This is a genomic window from Pseudomonas sp. BIGb0278, assembly GCF_024809895.1.
GTDB lineage: Bacteria > Pseudomonadota > Gammaproteobacteria > Pseudomonadales > Pseudomonadaceae > Aquipseudomonas > Aquipseudomonas shirazensis.
In genome coordinates, this window is record NZ_JANUEL010000002.1 from 575,286 (window position 1) to 601,842 (window position 26,557).

At 62.9% G+C, this 26,557-nt stretch carries 27 protein-coding genes and 1 pseudogene; 14 read left to right on the top strand and 14 right to left on the bottom strand.

Annotated elements, in window-relative coordinates:
* Nucleotides 1-51: 51 nt before the first annotated feature.
* From M2396_RS11310 to dadA, 4 genes are all read right to left on the bottom strand, one after another.
* Nucleotides 52-600 (bottom strand): cupin domain-containing protein, encoded by a 549-nt coding sequence (locus tag M2396_RS11310; RefSeq protein ID WP_101322907.1) that lies wholly within the window; start codon nt 598-600, stop codon nt 52-54.
* 109 nt (nt 601-709) lie between these two features.
* Nucleotides 710-1,783 (bottom strand): alanine racemase, encoded by a 1,074-nt coding sequence (alr, locus tag M2396_RS11315; RefSeq protein ID WP_150572499.1) that lies wholly within the window; start codon nt 1,781-1,783, stop codon nt 710-712.
* Nucleotides 1,784-1,876: 93 nt separating this feature from the next.
* Nucleotides 1,877-2,230: a RidA family protein gene (locus tag M2396_RS11320; protein WP_101322905.1), complete on the bottom strand. Its 354-nt coding sequence runs from the start codon at nt 2,228-2,230 to the stop codon at nt 1,877-1,879.
* Nucleotides 2,202-3,503: a D-amino acid dehydrogenase gene (gene dadA / locus M2396_RS11325; protein WP_259074803.1), complete on the bottom strand. Its 1,302-nt coding sequence runs from the start codon at nt 3,501-3,503 to the stop codon at nt 2,202-2,204. Before dadA ends, M2396_RS11320 begins: the two co-directional genes overlap by 29 nt.
* A 155-nt stretch (nt 3,504-3,658) precedes the next feature.
* On the opposite strand from dadA, the gene dadR reads away from it, so the two are divergent.
* Complete coding sequence (gene dadR / locus M2396_RS11330; protein WP_039581953.1) at nt 3,659-4,147, top strand: transcriptional regulator DadR; 489 nt, start codon at nt 3,659-3,661, stop codon at nt 4,145-4,147.
* A gap of 3 nt (nt 4,148-4,150) precedes the next feature.
* Here the strand turns inward: dadR and M2396_RS11335 are convergent, their stop codons facing one another.
* On the bottom strand, nt 4,151-4,504 hold the full coding sequence (locus tag M2396_RS11335; RefSeq protein ID WP_101322903.1) for a YkgJ family cysteine cluster protein: 354 nt from the start codon (nt 4,502-4,504) through the stop codon (nt 4,151-4,153).
* Nucleotides 4,505-4,712: 208 nt separating this feature from the next.
* On the opposite strand from M2396_RS11335, the gene M2396_RS11340 reads away from it, so the two are divergent.
* Nucleotides 4,713-6,005, top strand: a complete 1,293-nt coding sequence (locus M2396_RS11340; protein ID WP_259074808.1) for an FAD-binding oxidoreductase — start codon at nt 4,713-4,715, stop codon at nt 6,003-6,005.
* A gap of 12 nt (nt 6,006-6,017) precedes the next feature.
* Here M2396_RS11340 and M2396_RS11345 read toward each other — a convergent pair whose 3' ends face one another.
* The gene (locus tag M2396_RS11345) at nt 6,018-6,245 is read right to left on the bottom strand and encodes a DUF1127 domain-containing protein (protein WP_101322900.1); all 228 of its coding nucleotides are present in this window, start codon (nt 6,243-6,245) and stop codon (nt 6,018-6,020) included.
* Nucleotides 6,246-6,424: 179 nt separating this feature from the next.
* Here M2396_RS11345 and M2396_RS11350 point away from each other — a divergent pair, with 179 nt between their 5' ends.
* Together M2396_RS11350 and M2396_RS11355 are read left to right on the top strand one after the other, a co-directional pair.
* A complete protein-coding gene (locus M2396_RS11350; protein WP_101322899.1) occupies nt 6,425-7,855 on the top strand; it encodes a PLP-dependent aminotransferase family protein in 1,431 nt (476 codons plus the stop codon).
* Between the two features lie 60 nt (nt 7,856-7,915).
* The gene (locus M2396_RS11355; protein ID WP_103435563.1) at nt 7,916-9,472 is read left to right on the top strand and encodes a phospholipase D family protein; all 1,557 of its coding nucleotides are present in this window, start codon (nt 7,916-7,918) and stop codon (nt 9,470-9,472) included.
* 112 nt (nt 9,473-9,584) lie between these two features.
* Here the strand turns inward: M2396_RS11355 and M2396_RS11360 are convergent, their stop codons facing one another.
* Nucleotides 9,585-10,724 (bottom strand): MFS transporter, encoded by a 1,140-nt coding sequence (locus tag M2396_RS11360; protein ID WP_259074812.1) that lies wholly within the window; start codon nt 10,722-10,724, stop codon nt 9,585-9,587.
* 129 nt (nt 10,725-10,853) lie between these two features.
* The gene (locus M2396_RS11365) at nt 10,854-12,347 is read right to left on the bottom strand and encodes an aldehyde dehydrogenase (protein ID WP_101322896.1); all 1,494 of its coding nucleotides are present in this window, start codon (nt 12,345-12,347) and stop codon (nt 10,854-10,856) included.
* Nucleotides 12,348-12,544: 197 nt separating this feature from the next.
* On the opposite strand from M2396_RS11365, the gene M2396_RS11370 reads away from it, so the two are divergent.
* The gene (locus M2396_RS11370) at nt 12,545-12,904 is read left to right on the top strand and encodes a cupin domain-containing protein (RefSeq protein WP_150571452.1); all 360 of its coding nucleotides are present in this window, start codon (nt 12,545-12,547) and stop codon (nt 12,902-12,904) included.
* 96 nt (nt 12,905-13,000) lie between these two features.
* On the top strand, nt 13,001-13,201 hold the full coding sequence (locus M2396_RS11375) for a hypothetical protein (RefSeq protein WP_101322894.1): 201 nt from the start codon (nt 13,001-13,003) through the stop codon (nt 13,199-13,201).
* Nucleotides 13,202-13,336: 135 nt separating this feature from the next.
* Here the strand turns inward: M2396_RS11375 and rpmG are convergent, their stop codons facing one another.
* Nucleotides 13,337-13,492 carry a 50S ribosomal protein L33 gene (gene rpmG / locus M2396_RS11380; protein ID WP_021702025.1) on the bottom strand — a complete coding sequence of 52 codons (156 nt, stop codon included), beginning with the start codon at nt 13,490-13,492 and terminating at the stop codon, nt 13,337-13,339.
* 11 nt (nt 13,493-13,503) lie between these two features.
* Nucleotides 13,504-13,740, bottom strand: coding sequence for a 50S ribosomal protein L28 (rpmB, locus tag M2396_RS11385; RefSeq protein ID WP_101322893.1), 237 nt, complete (start codon nt 13,738-13,740; stop codon nt 13,504-13,506).
* A 361-nt stretch (nt 13,741-14,101) separates the two neighbouring features.
* Here rpmB and M2396_RS11390 point away from each other — a divergent pair, with 361 nt between their 5' ends.
* On the top strand, nt 14,102-15,694 hold the full coding sequence (locus tag M2396_RS11390; RefSeq protein ID WP_259074819.1) for an ABC transporter substrate-binding protein: 1,593 nt from the start codon (nt 14,102-14,104) through the stop codon (nt 15,692-15,694).
* A 6-nt stretch (nt 15,695-15,700) separates the two neighbouring features.
* Here M2396_RS11390 and radC read toward each other — a convergent pair whose 3' ends face one another.
* Complete coding sequence (gene radC, locus M2396_RS11395) at nt 15,701-16,381, bottom strand: RadC family protein (RefSeq protein WP_259074822.1); 681 nt, start codon at nt 16,379-16,381, stop codon at nt 15,701-15,703.
* Between the two features lie 123 nt (nt 16,382-16,504).
* Between radC and coaBC the strand changes: the two genes are divergently transcribed.
* From coaBC to M2396_RS11430, 7 genes and pseudogenes are all read left to right on the top strand, one after another.
* The gene (gene coaBC, locus M2396_RS11400) at nt 16,505-17,716 is read left to right on the top strand and encodes a bifunctional phosphopantothenoylcysteine decarboxylase/phosphopantothenate--cysteine ligase CoaBC (RefSeq protein WP_101322890.1); all 1,212 of its coding nucleotides are present in this window, start codon (nt 16,505-16,507) and stop codon (nt 17,714-17,716) included.
* 5 nt (nt 17,717-17,721) lie between these two features.
* Entirely contained in the window at nt 17,722-18,177 is a 456-nt protein-coding gene (gene dut, locus M2396_RS11405; protein WP_150571449.1) for a dUTP diphosphatase, read from the top strand.
* Nucleotides 18,178-18,314: 137 nt separating this feature from the next.
* Nucleotides 18,315-19,688 (top strand): annotated as a pseudogene (locus M2396_RS11410) (phosphomannomutase/phosphoglucomutase); the annotation flags it as partial.
* A gap of 29 nt (nt 19,689-19,717) precedes the next feature.
* Entirely contained in the window at nt 19,718-20,629 is a 912-nt protein-coding gene (gene argB, locus M2396_RS11415; protein WP_150571447.1) for an acetylglutamate kinase, read from the top strand.
* A 150-nt stretch (nt 20,630-20,779) separates the two neighbouring features.
* Nucleotides 20,780-21,460, top strand: a complete 681-nt coding sequence (locus M2396_RS11420; protein WP_101322886.1) for a CsgG/HfaB family protein — start codon at nt 20,780-20,782, stop codon at nt 21,458-21,460.
* A gap of 30 nt (nt 21,461-21,490) precedes the next feature.
* Complete coding sequence (locus tag M2396_RS11425) at nt 21,491-21,862, top strand: DUF4810 domain-containing protein (protein WP_188036955.1); 372 nt, start codon at nt 21,491-21,493, stop codon at nt 21,860-21,862.
* The gene (locus M2396_RS11430; protein WP_101322884.1) at nt 21,859-22,518 is read left to right on the top strand and encodes a DUF799 domain-containing protein; all 660 of its coding nucleotides are present in this window, start codon (nt 21,859-21,861) and stop codon (nt 22,516-22,518) included. Before M2396_RS11425 ends, M2396_RS11430 begins: the two co-directional genes overlap by 4 nt.
* Nucleotides 22,519-22,570: 52 nt before the next feature.
* Here M2396_RS11430 and M2396_RS11435 read toward each other — a convergent pair whose 3' ends face one another.
* From M2396_RS11435 to M2396_RS11445, 3 genes are all read right to left on the bottom strand, one after another.
* Nucleotides 22,571-25,000 (bottom strand): TonB-dependent siderophore receptor, encoded by a 2,430-nt coding sequence (locus M2396_RS11435; RefSeq protein ID WP_188036954.1) that lies wholly within the window; start codon nt 24,998-25,000, stop codon nt 22,571-22,573.
* A 77-nt stretch (nt 25,001-25,077) separates the two neighbouring features.
* A complete protein-coding gene (locus M2396_RS11440) occupies nt 25,078-26,046 on the bottom strand; it encodes a FecR domain-containing protein (protein WP_150571445.1) in 969 nt (322 codons plus the stop codon).
* Nucleotides 26,039-26,557: a sigma-70 family RNA polymerase sigma factor gene (locus M2396_RS11445; RefSeq protein ID WP_150571455.1), complete on the bottom strand. Its 519-nt coding sequence runs from the start codon at nt 26,555-26,557 to the stop codon at nt 26,039-26,041. The genes M2396_RS11440 and M2396_RS11445 overlap by 8 nt, the downstream gene beginning before the upstream one ends.

The window sequence follows — 26,557 nt, forward strand, 5'->3', positions numbered from 1 at the left end:
AACGACCACACAAGTGAAAGGGCTATTGGCGAATCAATACGCTGCGCTGGATCAAAAGTTCGACGGTGTCGCGGCACTGATCAAGCGTGCGGGCTCGGCAAACGGGTTGCGAAAACGGTGCGGGCGGGTGCTCTCGAAGTAATAACTGTCGCCAGCTTCGAGCACAAAGGTCTCGCTACCGACCACCAGCTCCAGGCGGCCTTCGAGGAGGATGCCGGTCTCTTCGCCATCGTGGGTGAGCATCTCGTCACCGGTGTCGGCGCCAGGCGGGTAGACCTCGTTAAGGAAGGCAATGGCGCGATTGGGATGCGACTTGCCGACCAGTTTCATGGTCACCGCACCGTCGGAGATGTCGATCAGCTCATGGGCCTTGTAGACGATCTGGGCCTGGCTTTCGACTTCCATTTCTACCGAAAAGAACTCGACCATCGACATCGGAATGCCACTGAGCACCTTGCGCAGCGAGCTGATCGAAGGGCTCACACTGTTTTTCTCGATCATCGAGATGGTGCTGTTGGTTACCCCCGCGCGCTTGGCGAGTTCCCGCTGGGACAGGCCCTTGAGCTTGCGGATGGCTTGCAGTCGTTCGCCGACGTCCAAAGCTTGCGCCTCCTTAAACGGTGGGGGTGGGGTCGAATGTGAACGATATCATGGCAATGCCGTTCAGTATTTACAACACTCCACACCCCTGCCCGTCCGCAGCACAGCTTTATTCGCCGATGTACTCCAGTGGCACCCGCTTCAGGTTGCAGAACAGCTGGTAAGGAATGGTCCCGGCATGCCCGGCCACGTCACTAGCCAACACCTGCTTGCCCCACAGCTCGACCGGGCTGCCCAGGGTCGCTTCGGGGACATCGGTCAGGTCGATGCAGAGCATGTCCATCGACACCCGGCCGATCAGTTGGCTGCGCTTGCCGGCCACCAGCACCGGGGTGCCAGTTGGGGCCTGGCGTGGGTAACCGTCGGCATAACCCATCGCAACCACGCCGACCCGGGTCGGCCGTGGACTGATGAACCTGGCGCCATAACCGACCGGTTGACCCGCAGGCAGTTCGCGCACACTGATGACCCGCGATTGCAGAGTCATGACCGGTTGCAGTCGGCTCGCCTCGGCCTGGGGCACCTCGAACGGCGTCGCTCCGTACAGCATGATGCCAGGGCGCACCCAGTCGCTCGGCACCTGCGGCCAGCCAAGCACGGCCGGTGAGTTGCGCAGGCTGCATTCGGCGCTGAGGCCTTGGCGCGCCTCTTCGAATGCCGCGAGCTGCTGCGCCGTGGCCTGCACATCAAGCTCGTCGGCGCGGGCGAAGTGGCTCATCAAGACGATGCGCGCCACCTTGCCGCTGGCCAGCAGGCGCTGATAGGCCTGCTGGTAATCCTCTGGATGCAGACCCACTCGGTGCATGCCGCTGTCGAGCTTGAGCCAGACCTTCAACGGCTTGGCCACAGCGCTCTGTTCGATCGCTTCCAGTTGCCACAACGAATGCACCACGCACCACAGATCATTGGCGCTGATCAGCGCCAGCTCGCTGGCTTCGAAGAAGCCTTCGAGCAACAGAATCGGCCCTTTGATGCCAGCGGCGCGCAGCTCCAGCGCCTCTTCGATACAGGCCACAGCGAAGCCATCGGCCTCGGCTTCCAAGGCAAGCGCACAGCGCACCGCGCCATGCCCATAGGCATCGGCCTTGATCACGGCGAGGGCTTTGGCACCGGACAGTTCACGGGCCAGACGATAGTTGTGGCGCAGGGCCTGGAGGTCGATCAGGGCGCGGGCGGGACGCATGGCGGCAGCCTTCTGGCAGTACGGGTTGTTGAATAAGCCCCCGGCACGGTGGGTGGGGAGTAGGTAGCCACCGCGCCGGGGTGAGGGAACGGGTTACGGCAGTGCAGCGACCACCGACAGCTCGACGAGGATTTCCGGCTCGCACAGCTTGGCTTCAACTGTGGCCCGGGCTGGCGCGACGCCGGCCGGCAGCCACTGGTCCCAGACCGCGTTCATGCCGGCGAAGTCGGCGTCGATGTCTTTCATGTAGATGGTCACCGAGAGCAAGCGGGTCTTGTCGGTACCGGCCTGGTCGAGCAGTTGCTCGATGGTCGCCAGCGTCTCACGGGTCTGCTGCTCGATGCCGGCGCTGAGGTCATCACCGACCTGACCTGCCAGGTACACCGTGCCGTTGTGGGTGACGATCTGACTCATGCGCTCATTGGTGAGCTGGCGCTGGATTGCCATGCTTGGCGAACTCCTTGTGGTTGCCATAACGGGAAATATCGAGGCCCTCAGCACTGATCTGCGGCTTGCGCTTGGCGATCAGGTCGGCCAGCAAACGCCCGGAGCCACAGGCCATGGTCCAGCCCAGGGTGCCGTGACCGGTGTTGAGGAACAGATTGCGGAAACTGGTTGCACCCACGATCGGCGTACCGTCCGGGGTGGCCGGGCGCAGGCCGGTCCAGAAGCTGGCCTGGCTCAGGTCGCCGCCGCGAGGATAAAGGTCGTTGACGATCATCTCCAGCGTTTCGCGCCGGCGCGGGTTCAGCGACAGGTCAAAACCGGCGATCTCGGCCATGCCGCCGACGCGGATGCGGTTGTCGAAACGGGTGATTGCGACCTTGTAGGTCTCGTCGAGAATGGTCGAGGTCGGCGCCATGCCAGGGTCGGTGATCGGCACAGTGAGCGAGTAACCCTTGAGTGGATACACCGGCGCCTTGATACCCAGTGGCTTGAGCATCTGCGGCGAGTAGCTGCCCAGTGCCAGCACGTAGCGGTCAGCGGTTTCCAGCTTGCCGTCGATCCACACGCCGTTGATACGATCACCGGCATGGTCCAGGCGTTGGATGTCCTGACCGAAGCGGAACTCGACACCGAGCTTGATGGCCATCTCGGCCAGCTTGTTGGTGAACAGCTGACAGTCGCCGGTCTGGTCGTTTGGCAGGCGCAGGGCACCGGCGAGAATGTCGGTAACCCCGGCAAGGGCCGGCTCGACACGGGCAATGCCATCGCGGTCGAGCAGCTCGTACGGCACACCCGACTGCTCGAGTACGGCGATGTCTTTTGCCGCCGCATCGAGCTGCGCCTGGGTGCGGAACAGCTGAGTGGTGCCCAACGCACGGTTTTCGTAGCTCAGGCCGGTCTCGGCGCGCAGCTCGTCGAGGCAGTCGCGGCTGTATTCGGACAGCCGCACCATGCGCTCTTTATTCACGGCATAGCGGTTGGCGGTGCAGTTGCGCAGCATCTGCGCCATCCACAGGTACTGGTCTACATCGCCAGTGAGCTTGATCGCCAGTGGGGCGTGGCGCTCCAGCAGCCACTTGATGGCCTTGAGCGGCACACCCGGGGCGGCCCAGGGCGAGGCGTAGCCCGGCGAGATCTGGCCGGCGTTGGCAAAACTGGTTTCCATGGCCGCCGCTGGCTGGCGGTCGACCACCGTCACCTCGAAACCTTGCCGGGCCAGGTAGTAGGCACTGGCGGTACCGATTACACCGCTACCAAGCACCAGAACTCGCATCGTCTATCCCTCGCACGCGGCACGCCGCGACATTTTGTTTATATGGCATGAATGGGCGCAGTATATGAAGGACCGGCCAGTGCATTTCACTATATAAAGGCCTATATTTGGCGACAATTCTTGGCCATGTCGGCTTTTACGGAGGGGCATCCCCTATGAGAACCCAGCATCAGAGCAAGCGTGAACTGGACAAGATCGACCGCAATATCCTGCGGATCCTGCAGAGTGACGGCCGTATCTCGTTCACCGAGCTGGGTGAAAAGGTCGGCCTCTCCACCACCCCGTGCACCGAGCGCGTGCGCCGCCTGGAGCGCGAGGGGATCATCATGGGCTACAACGCCCGGCTCAATCCGCAGCACCTCAAGGGCAGCCTGCTGGTGTTTGTCGAGATCAGCCTGGACTACAAGTCAGGGGATACTTTCGAGGAGTTTCGCCGCGCCGTACTCAAGCTGCCGCATGTGCTTGAGTGCCATCTGGTGTCGGGCGACTTCGATTATCTGGTCAAGGCGCGGATTTCCGAGATGGCCTCGTACCGCAAGCTGCTCGGCGACATCCTGCTGAAGCTGCCGCACGTGCGCGAGTCGAAGAGCTACATCGTCATGGAAGAAGTCAAAGAGAGCCTGTGCCTGCCGATTCCGGACTGAGGCTCAGACCAGCACCTGGCGGGTGCTGGCAATGAACTGGTGCACCAGTTGCTCCGCCTCGGGCTCGATCGGCTCGGCCGGGCCGCGCCCGCGCGGGCAGGCCAGGCGCGGCGTGGTGCCGAACAGACGGCAGATCATTGGCCGCTCAGCGTACACCGTGCAACCTTGCGCGCCGAGGTGCACGCAGTCGAGCCGCTCCAGCGCGGCGGCCTGCTCTTCAGCGGATTTACGCGGCAGTGCGGCCATTTCTTCCGCCGAGGTGGTCACCGGCCCGCAGCAGTCGTGGCAGCCGGGCTCGCACTCGAAAGAAGGGATCAGTTCGCGCAGAAAGTGGATCTTGTGGCGGTTGCAGGACATGGCGTGACAGGGATCTGGAAGGTGAAGTGGATTATAGGCCCATTCGCGGGTAAACCCGCTCCCACAGGGATCGGGCAAGGTCTGACTCTAGCGCTGTACCTGTGGGAGCGGGCTTGCCCGCGAACGAGGGCGCAGCCCTCGCCGGTTGCCGCAAGCCAAACCCCCGGCTTATGCTCGCCGCCTTCCATTCTCCGCCAAGGCCGATCCGATGATCCACAGCGCGCAGCACGCCGCCTCCTATTACGCCGCCAGCAGCGCGCCACAGACGGATCACCCGGCTCTGCAAGGCCAGCACAGCGCCGACGTGTGTATCGTCGGCGGTGGCTATTCGGGCCTGAACACGGCCATCGAACTGGCCGAGCGCGGCCTGTCGGTGATCTTGCTCGAAGCGCGCAAAATCGGCTGGGGCGCCAGCGGGCGCAACGGTGGTCAGCTGATTCGCGGGGTCGGCCATGGCCTTGAGCAGTTTTTGCCGGTGCTCGGCGAGCAGGGTGTGCACAGCCTCAAGCTGATGGGCCTGGAAGCGGTGGATATCGTCCGCCAGCGGGTCGAGCGCCATGCGATTGCCTGCGACCTGACCTGGGGCTACTGCGACCTGGCGAACAAGCCCGGCGAGCTGCAGGGCTTTGCCGCCGACGCCGAAGAGCTGCGCAGCCTCGGTTATGGCCATGAGCTGCGTCTGGTACCGGCAGAAGACATCCGCACAGTGGTCAACTCCGAGCGCTATGTCGGCGGCCTGATCGACATGGGCTCGGGCCACCTGCATCCGCTCAACCTGGCACTGGGCGAGGCGGCTGTTGCTGCGGGCTTGGGCGTGCGCCTGCACGAACACTCCGAGGTCACGCGCATCGACTATGGCCCGCAAGTGCAGGTGCACACTGCCAGCGGCACGGTCCGCGCCAGCACGCTGGTGCTGTGCTGCAACGCTTATCACAACGACCTCAACCGCGAACTGGGCGGCAAGGTACTGCCCGCCGGCAGCTACGTGATTGCCACCGAGCCGCTGGGCGAGAAACGCGCGCGGGCCTTGCTGCCGCAGAACATGGCGGTCTGCGACCAACGCGTGGCGCTCGACTACTATCGCCTTTCGGCCGATCACCGGCTGCTGTTCGGCGGCGCCTGCCACTACTCCGGGCGCGACCCGCAGGATATCGCCGGCTACATGCGGCCGAAGATGCTCAAGGTGTTCCCGCAGCTGGCGGACGTGCGCATCGATTATCAATGGGGCGGCATGATCGGCATCGGCGCCAACCGTCTGCCGCAGGTAGGCCGACTGGCCAGCCAGGCCAACGTGTATTACGCCCAGGCTTACGCCGGTCACGGCCTGAACGCCACGCACCTGGCCGCACGCCTGCTCGGCGAGGCGATCAGCGGCCAGCACAGCGGGCGCTTTGACCTGTTCGCCAAGGTGCCGCACATGACCTTCCCCGGCGGCCAGCACCTGCGCTCGCCGCTGTTGGCGCTGGGCATGCTCTGGCATCGACTCAAAGAGCTGGTGTAGGCGCCACGCGCTTCAGGCCTTCCAGAACGGCTTGCTGCCCTCTTGGCGCGCCTGCTCCCAGCTCAGGCCGATATCACGCAGTTGCTGATCATCGAGCTCGAGCAGGGCGCGCCGGGTACGCCAGCGGTGCAGCATCAGGCCAGCACCGCTAAAGCCTGCTTGAGCGCTGGCGACCTGGGGCTGATGCGCCTCAAGCTGTTCCACTGCGGGTTGCACGCGCACATCACTGAAAACACCCATTGCTGCTTGCTCCTGTTCCAGATCCACCGTGGAGAAAGCATGCGCGCCTGAGCCATAGCCAATACAGACGCAAAAAACCTTTATTATTCCCATACAGAATTGGCGGATCTGGCGCTGAATGCTGTATTTTTGCCCGATCTGTACTGGTCAGTCACCTCAAGCGCTGCAGGAGTATTGCCGTGACGCTGTATCTGAACCTCGCTGAGATGCTCGGCGCGCGCATCGAACAAGGTCTCTACCGGCCCGGCCAGCGGCTGCCGTCGGTGCGCGCGTTGAGTGTTGAACACGGGGTCAGCCTGAGCACCGTACAGCAGGCATACCGCATGCTCGAGGACAACGGCCTGGTCGCGCCGCGGCCAAAATCGGGGTACTTCGTTACCGACCATCGCAGCCTGCCAGCCCTGCCCGCCGTGACCCGGCCAGCGCAACGCCCGGTGGAGATTTCACAGTGGGAGCAGGTGCTGGAGCTGGTGCGCGGCACGCCTCGGCCGGACGTGGTTCAGCTTGGCCGGGGCATGCCCGACGTCAACAGTCCAAGCCTCAAGCCCTTGCTGCGCAGCCTGGCCCAGCTCAGCCGGCGCCAGGACATGCCCGGTCTGTATTACGACAACATCCACGGCAACATCGCCCTGCGCGAACAGATCGCGCGGCTGATGCTCGATTCCGGCTGCCACGTCAGCCCGGCCGACCTGGTGGTGACCACCGGCTGCCACGAAGCGCTGTCGACCAGCATCCGCGCGGTGTGCGAACCGGGCGACATCGTTGCGGTGGATTCGCCCAGCTTTCACGGCGCCATGCAGACGCTCAAAGGCCTGGGGATGAAGGCGCTGGAGATCCCCACCGACCCGACCACCGGGATCAGCCTGGAGGCGCTGGAAATGGCCCTGGAACAGTGGCCAATCAAGCTCATCCAGATCACCCCCAGCTGTAACAATCCGCTGGGCTACATCATGCCCGAGGCGCGCAAGAAGGCCCTGCTGACCCTGGCCCAGCGCTACGACGTGGCGATTCTGGAAGACGACGTCTACGGCGATCTGGCCTATAACTACCCGCGCCCGCCAACGGTCAAGTCGTTCGACGAAGACGGCCGCGTGCTGCTCTGCAGCTCATTCTCCAAGACCCTGGCGCCGGGCCTGCGCATCGGCTGGGTGGCGCCTGGGCGCTATCTGGAGCGGGTGCTGCACATGAAATACATCGGCACTGGCAGCACCTGCGTGCAACCGCAGCTGGCCATCGCCGACTTCATCGCAGGCGGCCACTACCACCCGCATGTACGCCGGATGCGCAGCCAGTATCAGCGCGGGCGCGATCTGATGAGCGACTGGGTGGCGCGCTACTTCCCGCCAGGTACCCGCGTCAGCCGGCCGCAGGGCGGCTTCATGCTGTGGGTCGAGCTACCGGAAAGTTTCGACACGCTGCGGCTGAACCGCGCTTTACTCGAACAAGGGGTACAGATCGCGGTGGGCAGTATCTTCTCCGCCTCCGGCAAGTACCGGCACTGCCTGCGCATGAACTACGCGGCGCGGCCCAGCGCCGAGATCGAGGCGGCGGTACGCAAGGTCGGCGAAACCGCCTTGCGCCTGCTGGTCGATGATCACAGCGAGGCGTAACTTTGCCCCACCTGGCATGGTCCATAGCACTCAGCCTTCTGCGCACAGGACGATTCATCCTTGAGACTTCAGCGAGCTTTGCCTCTCATGCTGGCGCTGCTGCTCGGCCTTTCTGGCTGCGCCAGCGTCAATCCGGTTCGTGAAGTCAGCCAGGCGCTACCGGCCAGTGATTCGGCCTTTGGCCGCTCGGTGCAGCGCCAGGCCGCGCCCTATGAAGGTCGCTCGGGCTTTCGCCTGCTGCCCAACAGCAACGAGGCCTTCCGCGCCCGTGCCGAGCTGATCCGCAACGCCCAGGCCAGCATCGACGTGCAGTACTACATCGTCCATGACGGCCTCAGTACCCGGGCGCTGGTGCATGAACTGCTGCAAGCCGCCGACCGTGGCGTGCGCGTACGGATTCTGCTCGACGACACCACCAGTGACGGCCTCGACACGCTGATGGCCACCCTCGCCGCCCACCCCAACATCCACATGCGCGTGTTCAATCCGCTGCACCTGGGCCGCAGTACCGGTGTCACCCGCGGCGTCGGCCGCCTGTTCAACCTGTCGCGCCAGCACCGACGCATGCACAACAAGCTGTTTCTGGTCGACAACAGCATGGCCATTGTCGGCGGGCGCAACCTGGGCGACGAGTACTTCGACGCCGAGCCCAACCTGAACTTCACCGACATCGACATGCTCGGCGTCGGCCCGGTAGCCGAGCAGCTTGGGCACAGTTTCGACCAGTACTGGAACAGCGCCCTCAGCCGGCCGATCGGCGATTTCCTCTGGAGCATGCCGGATGCCGACGACCTGCGCGCCAGCCGCCGGCGTCTCGAGGTGTCACTGGCCGAGGCGCGGATCAAACGCAAGGCGTTGTATGACCGGCTGATGGCGTATCAATCGCAGCCGCGCCTGGACACTTGGCGCAACGAATTGATCTGGGCCCACAGCCAGGCGCTGTGGGACGCGCCGAGCAAGGTGCTGGCGCAGGACGAACCGGATCCGCATCTGCTGCTGACGCGGCAGTTGGCGCCGGACCTGAACAACGTCAAGCAAGAGCTGATTCTGGTGTCGGCGTATTTCGTCCCGGGTGAATCGGGGCTGGTGTATCTGACCAGCCGGGCTGACGCTGGAGTGTCGGTGCGGCTGTTGACCAACTCGCTGGAAGCCACTGACGTACCTGCGGTGCATGGCGGCTATGCGCCGTATCGGCGTGCCCTGCTCGAACACGGAGTGCAGCTGTTCGAGCTGCGCCGGCAGCCGGGTGATCCGAGTGCCGGGCGCGGCCTGAATTTCCATGGCGGTTCGGATTCGAGCCTGCACAGCAAGGCGATCGTGTTCGATCGGCACAAGACCTTTATCGGTTCGTTCAACTTCGACCCACGCTCGGTGTTGTGGAACACCGAAGTCGGCGTGCTGGTAGACAGCCCGGAGCTGGCCGAATATACCCGCGAGCTGGCCTTGCAGGGTATGGCGCCGGCGCTGAGTTATCAGCCGCTGCTGGAGGACGGCAAGATGGTCTGGGTGACCGAGGACAACGGCCAGCGGCATGTGCTGAGCAAGGAGCCTGGCGGCATGTGGCGGCGGTTCAATGCCTGGGTGAGCAAGGCGGTGGGGTTGGAGAAGATGCTTTGATTTGAGACCGCTGGGGGGCTGCTGCGCAGCCCTTCGCGGGTGAACCCGCTCCCACAGGGTTTTGCAGCGCCCCCTAAACCCGCGAAGGGCTGCGCAGCGGCTCCAGCCATCTTCAGTCAGGCACCGGCTCGAACGCCCCAGGCCGGCGGGTCAGCAGGACCAACCCCGCCGCCCCCAAGGCCATGATCAACGGCAATGCATGCCCACTGATCCACTGGCTGCCCGCCCCGGCCAACAGCGGCCCGAGCAGGCAACCAATGCCCCACAACTGCGCCACATGGGCGTTTGCCCGCACCAATTCATCATCGCGGTAGCGCTCGCCGATCAGGATCAGCGACAAAGTGAACAAGCCACCGGCACTGGCACCGAACAATACCCATAGCGGCCAGATCAACGCGGTCTCCATCAACAACGGAATCGCCAGGCTGGACATCATCAACGTCAGCGCACAACCACTGAACAGGGTGCGCCGCGACATCTTGTCGGCCAGCAGGCCAATTGGCAGCTGCAACACCGCATCACCGACCACCACTGTACTGACCATGAACAACGCCACCTCAGTGCTAAACCCCTGCTGCAGGCAATACACCGGTAGCAGGGTCAAGATCATCGCCTCGAACGCCGCAAACAAGGCAATCGCCCAGGCAATCACCGGCAGTCGGCGGCAGAATCCGAGCAGGTCGCGGAAGGTCACGCTGCACGCTTCGGTGGTCGGCGCACCGCCACGGCCAAACAGCAGCAACGGCGCAAGGATCAACAACCCGGTGGCCGCCCAGAAGCCAAAGTCATCATCCGAACCGAGCATACCCAGCACCAGCGGCCCCGCCAGCTGGCTCAAGGCGTAGCTGCTGCCATACAGCGCCACCAGCCGGCCGCGCCACTGCTCGACCACCAACTGGTTGATCCAGCTCTCGCCAAGGATGAACACCACCGTCAGCGACATACCGATCACCAACCGCAGCGCCAGCCACAACGGGTAGCTGGGCAGCAGCGCAACCAGGGCGATCGACAACGCTCCGCCCCACAGGCAAAAGCGCATGGCGGCCGGCACGCCGACCCAGCCAGCCAGGCGGCTGGCCAGGCTGGCGCCGATCAGCACGCCCATTGCCGGCATTGCCGCCATCACGCCGATGGCGAAGCTCCCGTAACCCCAGGTTTCCAGGCGCAGCGACACCAGCGGCATGCTCACGCCCAGCGCGAGGCCGACGCTGAGCACTGAGGCCAGCACGGCAAAGTAGGTTGCCCAACGCATGACTGCCTCCCAGGCAGAATTGTCTTTCACCCAACAGCAGCAAAGCCCGCCCCCAAAGGCACGGCGCAGTCAGTGAGACTGACGCCGAACCGCCGGGAGCGGGCTTGCCCGCAGACGCTACCTAGAGGATTACAGCTTGATCCAGGTCGCCTTCAGCTCGGTGTACTTCTCCAGTGCGTGCAGCGACTTGTCACGGCCGTTGCCCGACTGCTTGAAGCCACCAAACGGCGCGGTCATGTCGCCGCCGTCATACTGGTTGACCCACACGCTGCCAGCACGCACGGCGCGAGCTGTCTTGTGCGCCTTGGAGATGTCCGAGGTCCAGATGCCTGCGGCCAGGCCGTATGGCGTGTCGTTGGCGATGGCGATGGCTTCTTCGGCGGTGTCGAAGCTGATCACCGACAGGACCGGGCCAAAGATCTCTTCCTGGGCGATCTTCATGGCATTGGTCACGCCGTCGAAGATGGTCGGCTGCACATAGGTGCCACCGGTTTCTTCAAGGATGCGCTTGCCACCGGCAACCAGCTTGGCGCCGTCCTGATGGCCGGCATCGATGTACGACAGCACGGTGTTCATCTGCTGGGTGTCGACCAGCGCACCGACTGTGGTGGCCGGGTCCAGCGGGTTGCCGGGGGTCCAGGCCTTGAGCGCTTCGACGACCATAGGCAGGAACTTGTCCTTGATCGAACGCTCGACCAGCAGACGCGAACCGGCAGTGCAGACCTCGCCCTGGTTGAAGGCGATGGCGCTGGCAGCGGCTTCGGCAGCGGCTTGCAGATCCGGTGCGTCGGCGAAGACGATATTCGGGCTCTTGCCGCCGGCTTCCAGCCAGATGCGCTTCATGTTCGACTCGCCGGCGTAGATCATCAACTGCTTGGCGATCTTGGTCGAGCCAGTGAACACCAGCGTGTCGACGTCCATGTGCAGGGCCAGCGCCTTGCCCACAGTGTGACCGTAGCCTGGCAGCACGTTGAGAACACCAGCCGGGATACCCGCTTCAATTGCCAGCTGGGCAATGCGAATGGCCGTCAGCGGTGACTTCTCGGACGGTTTGAGCACCACCGAGTTACCGGTCGCCAGCGCCGGGCCGAGCTTCCAGCAGGACATCAGCAGAGGGAAGTTCCACGGTACGATGGCGCCGACCACACCAACCGGCTCGCGGGTCACCAGGCCAAGCTGGTCATGCGGGGTTGGCGCGACTTCATCGTAGACTTTGTCGATGGCTTCGGCATTCCAGTGCAGGGCTTGCGCCGCGCCGGGGATGTCGATGCTGGAGGAGTCGCTGATCGGCTTGCCCATGTCGAGGGTCTCGAGCAGGGCCAGCTCTTCGACATTGCTGCGCAGCAGCTCGGCGAAGCGGATCAGTTTGGCCTTGCGCTTGGCTGGCGCCAGACGCGACCAGACGCCAGACTCGAAGGTAGCACGGGCGTTTTCAACAGCGCGATCGGCGTCGGCCACGTCGCAGCTGGCAACCTTGGCCAGGAAGCGTCCGTCCACCGGGCTCAGGCAGTCGAAGGTCTGGCCGGAAACGGCGTCGGTATACTCGCCGTTGATGAAGGCGCGGCCTTCGATCTTCAGTTGCTGGGCACGCTGTTCCCAGTCTGCACGCGTCAGGGTGGTCATAGGAAACTCCTCCTCTTGTTAAGGTGCAGCGCCGCACTGAAGATTCTCGGGCGCTGGCAAAAATTCTGGCCGGGCGACAAGCGCACGCGGGCAGGAGTTACCCTAAACCAGCCCGGATAAACTATCAATATATTTGACACCAAAGGCCCAAACGCCTACAGATGTTAATTTTATTAAACAACAACAGGGTTTGACCGATGACCATCTCCAGCATTATCGACTTTGCCCAGGTGCTGACCGAAGCGGAACGCTACCGCCCGGCGGCCGAGAAAATCCTCAAGGGCGAGCCGGATCAGGCTGTCTACAACCACTACTCAAGCCCATGCGGTCAGTTTGCAGCGGGCGTGTGGGAAGGCGCGGTCGGCCAATGGACGGTGAGTTACACCGAACATGAGTACTGCGAGATCGTCCACGGCGTATCGGTGCTGCGTGACAAGGCCGGCGATGCGAAGACGCTGCGTGCAGGTGACCGATTCGTCATTCCGGCAGGCTTCCACGGCACCTGGGAAGTACTTGAGCCCTGCCGCAAGATTTACGTGATGTTCGAGCAGAAGTAAGTCACGCCATGGCGTGCTGAACATGTACCGCAGCTTGGCAAGCGCTGCAGTGAATCATGCAAGCGTCCAATTTCGGACACTTCAAGGAGATTCACCATGACCACCGACATCCTCGGCCCTGCTCGTCACGTCATCGGCTCGCGTTATGTAGAAAGCGTCAAAGCCTACATTCTCGAGCTGACCGGCCTGCATATCGCAGTCGGCCCCAACGACATCAGCACCATGGATCTTCGCAGCGACCGCGTACTTATCCAGGCTGATGGCGACAACTGCATTACTGGCCTGGTGATTTCCTGAGCGCGCCGGGCAGGTCTTGAGCAAGGCGCTATAGCCGCAGACCAGCGCCTTGCTTGAACGATATCTGCCCAGCCATTCAGGCAAAAAAAAACCCGCTTCCGTGAGGAAGCGGGTTTTTTTCGGTCGCCGGATCAATTACTTGATCTTGGCTTCCTTGTAGGTCACGTGCTTACGGACGACCGGATCATATTTCTTGATCTCGATCTTGTCCGGGGTGGTGCGCTTGTTCTTGTCAGTGGTGTAGAAGTGGCCAGTGCCAGCACTCGATACCAGACGGATCAATTCACGCATGATGCTCTCCCTTAAACCTTGGCGCCAGCACGGCGGATTTCAACCAGAACGACATCAATGCCGCGCTTGTCGATGATACGCATGCCTTTGGCGGAAACGCGCAGACGCACGAAACGCTTCTCGGACTCAACCCAGAAACGGTGGTGCTGCAGGTTTGGCAGGAAACGACGACGGGTTTTGTTGTTTGCGTGGGAAATGTTATTCCCAGTCACCGGACCCTTACCGGTAACTTGACAGACTCTCGACATGCCTCAGCCCTCTAAAACCACATGCCCAACCCGGCATGGGTTGGCCGCTTAATCTCTCAGTCTATGGCGCTAGGCGCCGTGTTTCCGGGGGTCTTATCAACCTGATCCGCTTTCGCGACAGAGCGAGCCCCTAGAAAAGAGCGCTGCTTTATATCAGAAAGACTCGACCACAACAACAGAAAATGACTTTCTGCAGCAGGCCAAGCGAGTGCGGCAAGCATAACGACTAGGGTTGCAGGCTGTCGACCGCTCGTCGCTACGTTTGTAAAAAAGGGTGTGGTCATTTGTCAGTTCGCACACTAGGGTAGGACATTTCCAGACTGCACCGGCAGATGGGTCACTGATCAGCCAAGGACTTTACATGCGCGCCGCCGCTCGTTCCCTGTTGTTTTCATCCAGCCTGCTGCTGGCCGGCCTCGCCCAGGCCGCACCACTGGTGGTGTGTACCGAAGCCAGCCCGGAAGGCTTCGACGTGGTGCAGTACAACTCGCTGACTACCACCAATGCCTCGGCCGACGTGCTGATGAACCGTCTGGTCGAATTCGATGCCAAGCAGGGCAAAGTGGTGCCAAGCCTGGCGCTGAGCTGGACGGTCTCGGCCGACGGTCTGGTGTACGACTTCAAGCTGCGTGACGACGCCAAATTCCACAGCACCGCCTACTTCAAGCCAAGCCGGGCCCTGAACGCCGACGATGTGCTGTTCAGCTTCCAGCGCATGCTCTACCCCGCTCACGCCTGGCACAAGACCGCGCCCGGCGGCTACCCGCACGCGCAGTCGCTGCAGCTGGGTAGCCTGATCAAATCGATCGATGCCAGCGACCCGCACACCGTGCGCTTCACCCTGAGCCATCCGGATGCGACCTTCCTGGCCACCCTGAGCATGGGCTTTGCCTCGATCTACTCGGCTGAATACGCCGATCAGCTGCTCAAGGCAGGCACCCCAGAGAAGCTCAACACGCAACCGATAGGTACCGGCCCGTTCGTGTTCAAACGCTTCCAGAAGGACGCGCAGGTGCGCTACGAGGCCAACCCTGAGTACTTCGGCGGCAAACCTGCGGTCGGGCCGCTGATCTACGCGATCACCCCGGACGCCAACGTGCGCCTGCAGAAACTCAAGCGCAACGAATGCCAGGTGGCGCTTTCGCCCAAGCCGCTGGATATCACTGCGGCCAACGAGGACGCCAAGCTCAAGGTCGAGTCCACCCCTGCCTTCATGACCGCCTTTGTCGCCATCAACAGCCAGCATCCGCCGCTGGACAAGCCCGAGGTGCGTCAGGCGATCAACCTCGCCTTCGACAAGTCGAGTTATCTCAAAGCCGTGTTCGAGGGCACCGCAACCGCCGCCAACGGCCCTTACCCGGCCAACACCTGGAGTTACGCCAAGGACCTGCCTGGCTACCCGACCGACCTGAAAAAAGCCCAGGCGCTGCTGGCCAAGGCGGACCTGCCAGACGGCTTCAGCACCACCATCTGGACCCGCCCGTCGGGCAGCCTGCTCAACCCCAACCCCAACCTCGGCGCACAGATGCTGCAGGCGGACCTGGCCAAGATCGGCATCAAGGCCGAAATCCGCGTGATCGAGTGGGGCGAGCTGATCCGCCGCGCCAAAGCCGGCGAGCATGACTTGCTGTTCATGGGCTGGGCCGGCGACAACGGCGACCCAGACAACTTCCTCAGCCCGCAGTTTTCCTGCGCGGCGGTCAAGTCCGGGACCAACTTCGCGCGCTTCTGCGACAGCCGTCTGGACCAGCTGATCAACGCTGGCCGCACCACCAACGACCAAAGCGTGCGCAGCCGGTTGTATCAGCAGGCCCAGGCACTGATCCAGCAACAGGCTTTGTGGCTGCCGCTGGCTCACCCAACCGCCGCAACGTTGCTGGCCAAGGGTGTCGAGGGCTACCAGGTGAGCCCGTTCGGGCGGCTGGACTTCAGCAAGGTCTCGGTCACTCGCTAAGCATGATCAGCCGCTGATCCAGCCCTCCTCGGCCATGGACAGCGGCTCGCCCTCGCCGATGATCAGGTGATCGAGCACACGCACATCGATCAGCGCCAGCCCGCGTTTGAGAGTCATGGTCAGGTGCACATCATCCTGGCTCGGCTCGCTGCTCCCGGAAGGATGGTTGTGGCAGATGATCAGCGCCGCAGCGTTGTGCACCAGCGAGCGCCGGACTACCTCACGTGGGTACACGCTGGCCCGGTCGATGGTGCCGCGAAAGAGGATCTCGAACGCCAACGGCCTGTGCTTGGAGTCGAGAAACAGGCAGCCAAATACCTCACTAGGTTCATGGCGCAGCATCGATTTCAGGTAACGCCTCACTGCCATCGGGCTTTCCAGCGCGGGGGCACGTTCGATGGTGTCGTGCAGATAACGCCGCCCGGTCTCCAGCAGCGCCTGCAACTGCGCGTACTTAACCGGTCCCAGCCCAGGCTCACAGAGCACTGCGCTGCGTGGCGCCTCGAGAAACTGGCGAAGGCCGCCAAAGCGCACCAGCAAGCCGCGGGCAAGGTCGACGACATTACGCCCGGCCACCCCCGAACCCAGCAGCACGGCGAGCAATTCGGCATCGGACAATGCGGCTGCGCCGCGCTGTAACAGCTTTTCTCGCGGCCGTTCGTCGGCCGGCCATTCCCTGATGTTCATTACTGCTCCTTGAGTGCTGCTGCGGCGCGTTTAAGCCGTGTGTTAACCTATTTCGCTTCAAAAATGCGACGATCTGCCGCAGGCCCCATCGTCGTCATCCGCTTACTGAAAAAAGGCAAGCCTATGCAGCGGCTGTATCGCAAGCGCATCGTTCTCGGCGTCGGTGGCGGCATCGCCGCCTACAAGAGCGCCGAGCTGATTCGCCGACTCCTGGAACACGGCGCCCAGGTGCGCGTGGTGATGACCCACGGCGGTGCCGAGTTCATCACCCCGCTGACCTTGCAGGCGCTGTCTGGTCACCCGGTGCACATGGACCTGCTCGACCCTGCCGCCGAAGCGGCGATGGGCCACATCGAACTGGCCAAGTGGGCCGATCTGGTGCTCATTGCCCCGGCCACCGCCGACCTCATGGCGCGCATGGCCCAAGGCATGGCCAATGACCTGCTGACCACCCTGGTGCTGGCCACCGACGCCACCGTCGCCGTCGCCCCGGCGATGAACCAGGCGATGTGGCGCGACCCGGCGACCCAGGCCAACCTGGAACTGCTGCAAAGCCGTGGCATTCAGGTATTCGGCCCGGCCTCCGGCAGCCAGGCCTGTGGTGATGTCGGCCTTGGCCGCATGCTTGAAGCCACCGACCTGGCCTGGTGCGCCGCCGAGAGCTTCAAGCGCCAGGCACTGACCGGCAAGCACGTGCTGATCACCGCCGGGCCGACCCAGGAAAACATCGACCCGGTGCGCTACATCACCAATCATAGCTCCGGCAAGATGGGTTTCGCCCTGGCCGAAGCGGCTGCCGAAGCCGGGGCTCGGGTAACCCTGGTGACCGGCCCGGTGCACCTGCAGACCCCCGACCGGGTCAACCGGATTGACGTGGTAAGCGCGCGGGACATGCTCGCGGCGTGCGAAGCCGCTATGCCGTGCGACCTGTTCATCGCTTCGGCTGCGGTTGCGGACTACCGCCCGGAAGTAGTCGCCACGCAGAAGCTCAAGAAGGATCCTACGACCGGCGACGGCATGCTGCTGCAGATGGTGCGTAATCCGGATATCCTTGCGACCATTGCTGGCCGTGCCGACCGCCCGTTCAGCGTCGGCTTTGCCGCCGAGACCGAACACTTGCTCGATTACGCCACGCGCAAGCTCAAGGACAAGAACCTCGACCTGATCGTCGCCAATGATGTGGCCAACCCCAGCATCGGCTTCAACAGCGAGGAAAACGCCCTGACCGTGATCGACCGCCAGCAGCACCAGACCCTATTCGCGCAGACCAGCAAGGGCAAGATCGCCCGCCAGCTGGTTGCTTTTATCGCCGAACGACTCAAGCAGGTTCAATAAGTTACATGCACGCTCTTCAAGCCAAGATTCTCGATCCGCGCATCGGCGCCGAATTCCCCCTGCCGCAGTACGCCACGCCTGGCTCCGCTGGCCTGGACCTGCGCGCCATGCTGCAACAGGACACCGTTCTGGAGCCGGGCCAGACCCTGCTGATCCCGACCGGCCTGTCGATCTACATCGGCGATCCAGGCCTGGCGGCGTTGATCCTGCCGCGCTCGGGGCTGGGCCACAAACACGGCATCGTGCTCGGCAACCTGGTCGGTTTGATCGACTCGGATTACCAGGGCGAGCTGATGGTGTCGTGCTGGAACCGCGGCAATAGCGCTTTCACCATCAACATTGGCGAGCGTATTGCACAGCTTGTCCTGGTACCTGTGGTACAAGCGCATTTCGACATCGTCGAGGCCTTCGACGAGAGCCAACGTGGCGCTGGCGGCTTCGGTCATTCGGGCAGCCAATAACGGCCAGAGAACGATCGTTTGCGCCACGGATGGCGAACTCTCTGGCGAAAGTACCGTCCAAGCGTGCAGTTTGCGCCTACCCAGAAGCCTTAGACATTGGAGCTTTCCCAGAGATGAACGATATGGCCCAGCTGGTCCCTGCACTGCCTGAGAGCATCTTCCGCGCCTATGACATCCGCGGCGTGGTCGGCAAGACCCTGCACGCTGAAACCGCTTACTGGATCGGTCGTGCCATCGGCGCCCAGACCCTCGCTCAGGGCGAGCCGAATATCTCGGTTGGCCGTGACGGTCGCCTGTCCGGGCCGATGCTGGTCGAGCAACTGATCAAGGGCCTGGTCGAAGCCGGCTGCAAGGTCAGCGACGTTGGCCTGGTGCCAACCCCTGCCCTGTATTACGCCGCCAACGTGCTGGCCGGTACCTCCGGGGTGATGCTCACCGGTAGCCACAACCCGTCCGACTACAACGGTTTCAAGATCGTCATCGCCGGCGACACCCTCGCCAACGAGCAGATCCAGGCCCTGTTGACCCGCCTGAAAACAGATGACCTGAGCCGCGGCGAAGGCAGCGTCGAGCAGGTCGAGATCCTCCAGCGCTACCATCAGCAGATCGTCGGCGATGTGAAACTGGCGAAAAAACTCAAGGTAGTGGTCGACTGCGGCAACGGTGCAGCGGGCGTCAATGCCCCGCAACTGATCGAGGCCCTGGGCTGTGAAGTGATCCCGCTGTTCTGCGAGGTCGACGGCAACTTCCCCAATCACCACCCGGACCCGGGCAAGCCTGAAAACCTGCAAGACCTGATTGCCAAGGTCAAGGAAACCGGCGCCGATATCGGCCTGGCCTTCGATGGCGACGGCGACCGCGTGGGCGTGGTGACCAACACCGGCAGCATTGTCTACCCCGACCGCCTGCTGATGCTGTTTGCCCAGGACGTGCTGTCGCGCAACCCAGGCGCCGAGATCATCTTCGACGTCAAATGCACCCGTCGCCTGACCCCGCTGATCGAACAGCACGGCGGTCGCGCGCTAATGTGGAAGACCGGTCACTCGTTGATCAAGAAGAAGATGAAGCTGACCGGTTCCTTGCTGGCTGGCGAAATGAGCGGGCACATCTTCATCAAGGAACGCTGGTTCGGCTTTGACGACGGCATCTACAGCGCCGCACGCCTGCTCGAGATCCTGAGCCAGGCCGAGCAGGACGCCGAGAGCCTGTTCGCTGCATTCCCGAACGACATCTCTACGCCGGAAATCAATATTGATGTGACCGACGAGGGTAAATTCAGCATCATTGATGCACTGCAACGCGACGCCGACTGGGGTGAAGCCAACCTGACCACCATCGACGGTGTGCGGGTCGACTACGCCAAAGGCTGGGGCCTGGTCCGCGCCTCCAACACCACGCCGGTGCTGGTGCTGCGCTTCGAAGCCGACAGCGAGGCCGAATTGCAACGTATCAAGGATGTTTTCCGCGCGCAGTTGCTGCGGGTTGCCCCTGACCTGCAACTGCCGTTCTGACCGATTATCCGTACCCACTGGAGCCCTGCATGACCCTCGATCGCGAAGCCGCCTCCCATGTAGCCGAAGTCTTGTCCGAAGCGCTGCCTTACATCCGTCGCTTCGTCGGCAAGACGCTGGTGATCAAGTACGGCGGCAACGCGATGGAGAGCGAAGAGCTCAAGACCGGCTTTGCCCGCGACATCGTGCTGATGAAAGCGGTCGGCATCAACCCGGTGGTAGTGCACGGCGGTGGCCCGCAGATCGGTGACCTGCTCAAGCGTCTGTCGATCGAGAGCCACTTCATCGACGGCATGCGCGTGACCGACTCGGCGACCATGGACGTGGTCGAGATGGTGCTCGGCGGCCAGGTCAATAAAGACATCGTCAACCTGATCAACCGCCATGGCGGCAGCGCCATCGGCCTGACCGGCAAGGACGCCGAACTGATCCGCGCGAAAAAGCTCAAGGTCAGCCGCCAGACGCCAGAGATGACCTCGCCCGAGATCATCGACATTGGCCACGTCGGCGAAGTGGTCGGGGTCAACACCGACCTGCTCAACATGCTGGTCCGCGGTGACTTCATCCCGGTGATCGCGCCGATCGGTGTCGGCGCCAACGGTGAGTCGTACAACATCAACGCCGACTTGGTTGCCGGCAAGGTTGCTGAAGCGCTGAAGGCCGAGAAGCTGATGCTGCTGACCAACATTGCCGGTTTGATGGACAAGCAGGGCCAGGTCCTGACCGGCCTGACCACCGAGCAAGTCAACGAGCTGATCGCCGACGGCACCATCTACGGCGGCATGCTGCCGAAGATCAAATGCGCACTGGAAGCAGTCCAGGGCGGCGTGCAGAGTTCGCACATCATCGACGGTCGCGTACCGAACGCGGTGCTGCTGGAGATCTTCACCGACAGCGGTGTAGGCACTTTGATCACCAACAGCAAGCGCGCTTTGGCCTGATTTGTCGGGGCTGCTTGGCAGCCCTTCGCGGGCAAGCCCGCTCCCACAGGGCCAGCAGTGCATCCTGTGGGAGCGGGCTTGCCCGCGAAGGGCCGCAAAGCGGACCCGCAACACCCCTGCAAAAACTAATATCTACCCTGGAGAAAGCGCGTGAAATACGCATCACATGGACTCGTGCTGGCAGCCGTTCTGGCTGTCGGGTCCCTCGCCGGCTGCGCCACTGAAACGTCCAAAGCTGTTGCCGTGCAACAGGTCGAAAGCGTCAACCGCCCGTACAGCGGCCAACGCACCCCAATCGCTGTGGGCAAGTTCGACAACCGTTCCAGCTACATGCGCGGGATCTTCTCCGACGGCGTCGACCGCCTCGGCGGCCAGGCCAAGACCATCCTCATCACCCACCTGCAGCAGACCAACCGCTTCAATGTGCTTGATCGCGACAACATGGGCGAGATCCAGCAGGAAGCAACCATCAAGGGCATGGCGCAGAAGCTCAAGGGTGCGGATTTCGTGGTCACCGGTGACGTCACCGAGTTCGGCCGCAAAGAAGTCGGCGACCACCAGCTGTTCGGCATTCTTGGCCGCGGCAAGACCCAGATCGCCTACGCCAAAGTGGCGCTGAACATCGTCAATATCAGCACCTCGGAAGTGGTCTATTCGACCCAGGGTGCCGGCGAGTACGCCCTTTCCAATCGCGAGATCATCGGCTTTGGCGGTACCGCCAGCTATGACTCCACGCTCAACGGCAAGGTCCTCGACCTGGCCATGCGCGAAGCGATCAACAAGATGGTCGACGCGATCGACAACGGCCAATGGAAGCCTCAAGCCCGATAAGCTGAGCAGCACAACAAGGAAGACACCTTCATGAGCATCATCTCTCAAGGCTGGCGCCTGGTCGCCGGCGTTGTGCTGGGCAGCGTTCTGCTGACCGGCTGCGGCACCCCGCACAAACCACTGTATCAGTGGGAAAGCTACCAGCCGCAGGTCAACGAGTACTTCAAGGGCCAGGCCAAGGAAGAACAGGCCATCGCCCTTGAGCGCGACCTGGAGAAGATCAAGGCCAAGAATGGCGCCGTGCCGCCGGGTTACCACGCGCAGCTGGGGCTGATCTATTCCAGCCTGGGCAAGGACGACCAGATGATTCAGCAGTTCCAGACTGAAAAGGCCTTGTTCCCTGAGTCGGCCAAGTACATGGACTTTCTCATGAACAACGCGCGCAAAGGAGCCAAGCAATGATCAAGCGGATCACCCAACTGATCGTCGGCGCCTGCGTGCTGGCCTTGTTCGCCGGTTGCGCCGAGCGCCGCAGCGTGGACTACTCGGCGTACAAGCAGGCGCGGCCCAAGTCGATCCTGATTCTGCCGCCGCTGAACCAGTCGCCGGACGTCAAGGCCACCTACAGCATGCTTGCGCAGGTGACCTATCCGCTGGCCGAAGCGGGTTATTACGTAATGCCGGTGGCGCTGGTCGACGAGACCTTCCGCCAGAACGGCATGACTACGCCGTCGGATATCCATGAGCTGCCGACCAGCAAGTTGCAGGAAATCTTCGGCGCCGATGCCGGCCTGTACGTGACCGTGAGTGACTACGGCACCCGCTACATGGTGCTCAGCAGCGCGACCATCGTTACCGCCAGCGCCAAGCTGGTCGACCTGAAGACCGGCACCACGCTGTGGACCGGTAGCGCCACAGCGTCCAGTGAGGAAGGTCGGCAGAACCAGGGTGGCCTGATCGGCATGTTGGTGATGGCGGCGGTCAACCAGGTCATCAGCAGCGTGCAGGATGACGCCGGCTACCCGATTGCCGGCATGACCAGCGCGCGGTTGCTGTCACCGTATCCGAACGGCGGCATTCTGTATGGCCCGCGCTCGCCCAAGTACGGTACAGACTGAATCCATTGTCTTGCGAAGGGGCGCGAAAGCGCCCCCAGCAATCCCAACTTGATCAGAAGCTGTAACGGGCCGTCAGTTTGACGTTGCGTGGATCGCCGTAGATGTCATACGGGCTGTAAGCGCCATTGGCCACACTGCTGTAGTAGGTGCGGTCGAACAGGTTGTTGAGGTTGACCTGCAGATCCAGCTGCTCGCTGGCTTGGTAACCCGCCACCAGACCGACCACGGTGTAGGATCCCTGCTGGTTCTCCCACGCCGTGCTACCCGTGCCGCCCGCGGTACGAATGCGGCTCTGCTGGTAGACATCTCCCCCCACCCGCCAGCGCTGCAACTCACCCGGCAGGGTGTAGATGGTCGACAGCTTGAACAGCTGACGCGGCTTGGTCCGATCAAAGTCCTCGCCTTCGCGAGCTGGATTGGCATCACTGACATATTTGGTCTGGGTATACGTATAACCGGCGGCAAGCTGCCAGTTGTCGGTCAATGCGCCCTGCACTTCCAGGTCGATACCACGGCTGCGGACCAACCCTGACGCTTCATAGCAGGCACTGGCGGCACCTGCGCCGCAGCCTTTGGCGTCGGGCAGTTCCTGGCCACGGTTTTTCTGGTCGATCTGGAACAGCGCCATGCTGGCGTTCAGCGCCCCCTCGAAGTACTCGCCCTTGATGCCAATCTCGTAATTCTCGCCCACCACCGGTGTAAGCACCTTCCGGTCCAGGCCCTTGCTGCTCTGCGGCTTGAAGATATCGGTGTAGCTGACGTACACCGAATGGTGGACGTCCAGATCGTAGACGAGCCCGGCATAGCGGGTCAGATTGCGGGTGACCTTGTAGCTCGCTTCGCTGTTTTTGCTGTCCTCGAATTCGTACCAGTCGACACGGCCGCCAACAATCAACGACAGCGGCTCGGTCAGACGCAGACGGGTGCTGGCGTAGACGCTGTCCTGAGTGGTGGTTTCGGGACGGCCGTAGGCGCCAGTATCGAAGTCCGGTTTGACATGCCCGCGTGGATTCCAGGCAAACAGGTTGGTGCCCGAGTCAAGAAAAATGCCCCAGGGCGTGGTTGAGCGATAATCCAGCTTGCGCTTGCTGACCCCAAAGGTCAGGTCATGGCTCTGGCCGAGCAACTGGAAGGGGCCATTGAGCGCCAGATCATAGCCGGTTTCCTTTTGCTGCATGTCTTCCGCCCACAGATAGTGGCGATTGTAGGCCCACACCGAAGAGGCCAACACTTCAGTTTCGGTGGTCGCCTGCATCGCGGCCATGCGCAGCGTCCAGTCATCGCCCAGCCCCTGCTCGAGAGTGGCGAAATAACCGGTAGTGCGGTCGTCCGAGTATTCCCAGTCGTGCCCCAGGAAGGTGTCGCGGGGTAGCCCCAGATGGCCGCCGCCACGGGCCATGGGCAAGCCGCCCCAAATGTAGTTGGTGTGATTTTTCTGCCGGTAGGCGCCAACGGTCAGGGTGGTGCTGTCGCTGATATCGGCGTCTACCACGCCGTAGAAAAGGTCATGATCGCTCTCTACCGAGTCGCGAAAGCTTTTTGAGTCCTGTCGCGATACCACGGTGCGCGCGCGCAGGGTACCGTTCTCATTCAATGGGCCGCCGACGTCCAGCGTGCCGCCGTAGTCGTCCCAGCTACCGGCGGTGCCGGTAAGGGTGGCCTGAAACTGATGGGTCGGGCGCTTGCGTACCAGGTTGATCGCGCCCGCAGGGTTGCCCGCACCCTGGGTCAAGCCGGCAGCACCACGGACAATCTCGACCCGGTCATACATGGCCAGGTTGGCCTCGCCGCTGGGCACGTAGGTCAGCAAGCTGGTGGGAAAACCATCGTAGAGGACGTTGTCGACGTCAAAGCCGCGCGCACTGAAGCTGGGCCGGCCCGGGCCGCCAGAGTTGTTCAAGAACAATCCCGGCGCACTTTTGACCACATCGCTGATGCTGGTCATGGCCTTGTCGTCCATGCGCTTGCGAGTAACCACACTGACCGATTGCGGCGTCTCGCGTAGGGTCAGTGGCAGCTTGGTGGCTGTCTGCATGGCGCCTGTAGTGTAAGAACCGCTGTTCTCGGTGGTCTCGCCCAGGCCTTGGCCATGGATACTGGTAGCGCCCAGCTCAAGGCCGCTGCCAGCTTTCTGTGGGCTCAGCAGATACAGGCCATTACCCTGCGGCGCGGCTTGCAGGCCGGTCCCTTGCAGCAGTTGCTGCAGGCCGCCCTGCACACTGGCGGCGGCATTCAGGCCCGGGCTGCGCAAGCCTTCCACCAGCCCCGGCTCAATGGGCAGCGTGATACCGGCCTGGCTGGCGAAGTCAGACAGGGCATTGCTCAGGTTACCGGCTGGCACCTTGTACGTGCGCTGCTGCTGGGCAGCCTGCTCAGCAGCCTGCAGCGCCGCAGCAGTCAGGCCGCTGCCCGCGATGATCAAACCCAATGCAGCCGCGTGTACTGCCCGCGCCAGTGGTTGCGTGCCCTGCGTCGTCGCCATGTGTCCGTCCCTGCCCTGCAAAAGTGATGTAGTTATGGGAGGGACACGCAGCCTGAGAAAAACCCGCCAGCGATTTGCTAAACGTTCGCACGTGCCGTGACGGTGACCCAGTAGGCCGTTCGGTAAGTCACGCTGACCGGCAGGGTCTGGCTCAGGCCGCGCAGGATCTGGTCGGTGTCGCGCAGCTGAAACGTACCCGAGATCAGCAGCCCAGCGACTGCCGGATCACAGCGCAGGAGGCCGGAGCGATAGCGGCCCAGCTCGTTGATGAAGTCGTCCAGGCGCATTTTTTCTACACGCAGCGTGCCACTGAGCCAGTCGAGATGGTTCTGCGCCAGCGCCGTCGCGGGTTGCGCAGCCAGTGCGCTGATGTAGGTCTGCTGGCCGGCAGCCAGTCGCAACCGGCCTTCCTCACCTCGGGATAACTTCGGGCGCACTAGCGCGGCGCCATCCAGCGCAGCGAGATAGGTGCTTTGCGGGTACTGGCGCAGTACAAAGCGGCTGCCAAGCAGCTCCAACTGCGCTTCACTGGTCTCGACGATGAACAGCCGACTGGACGGCTGGCGGGGCAGTTCGATGAGTATTTCGCCGGCGATCAGGCGTACCCGGCGCACGCTCTCGTCGTAGTCGATATTGATGGCGCTGGCGGTGTTGAGCTGGATCTGGCCACCGTCGGGCAAGGGCACATTGCGCTGCTCACCACTGGCGGTGCGCTGGTCCGCCTGCCACTCGCGCCAGGGCAGACTGCGGTAAGCGGTAACGCCCAGCGGAGCCGCAACGATCAGCAATGCCAAGGTCTTGAGCACCTGGCGGCGCTCGACCGCTCGTGGCCGCTCCAGGGCGGTGCGCTCGGCATCACCGGCGAGCAACTGCGCTTGGGCACTGAAGCGCGCGGCCAGTTGCCAGGCACGCTCATGGTCGGCATGACGCGCACGCCACTCCGCGCCAGCGGCGTGCTCGGCGGGCCCGGCAGCGCTGTGCTGCAGGCGCACAAACCAGCTGGCAGCTTCGCGAGCGATGCGCCGGTCGATCGGTGTGTTATTCATACGGCAGGTTTTCACTGGCGAGCACGATGCACTCTTCGAATGCGCGCGCCAGATAGCGCTGCACCGAGCGCAAGCTGAGGTCGAGCCGGCTGGCGATCTCTTCCTGGGTATACCCTTCAAGCTGCGACATCAGGAACGCCTGGCGGGTCTTGCCCGGCAACACGGCGAGCACTTGATCGATCTCGTCGAGGGCTTCGAGCACCAGCGCCTGATGCTCCAGCGACGGCGACAACGCTTCCGGCGTCAGCGCCAGAGCGTCCAGGTAGGCCTGCTCCAGCGAACGCCGGCGGTACAGGTTGAGGCTCAGGCGGTTGGCGATGGTCGCCAGATACGCACGCGGAGCGGTGACGCACGACGGCTCGCCAGTGCCGCTGCGCAGCAGCCGCAGGAAGGTATCCTGCGCCAGGTCGGCAGCGTCGGCGGCATTGCCCAGGCGTCGGCGCAACCAGCCCTGCAGCCAACTGTGATGATGGCTGTAAAGTTGATCGATGGCCTGATGCTGAGTGTGAAT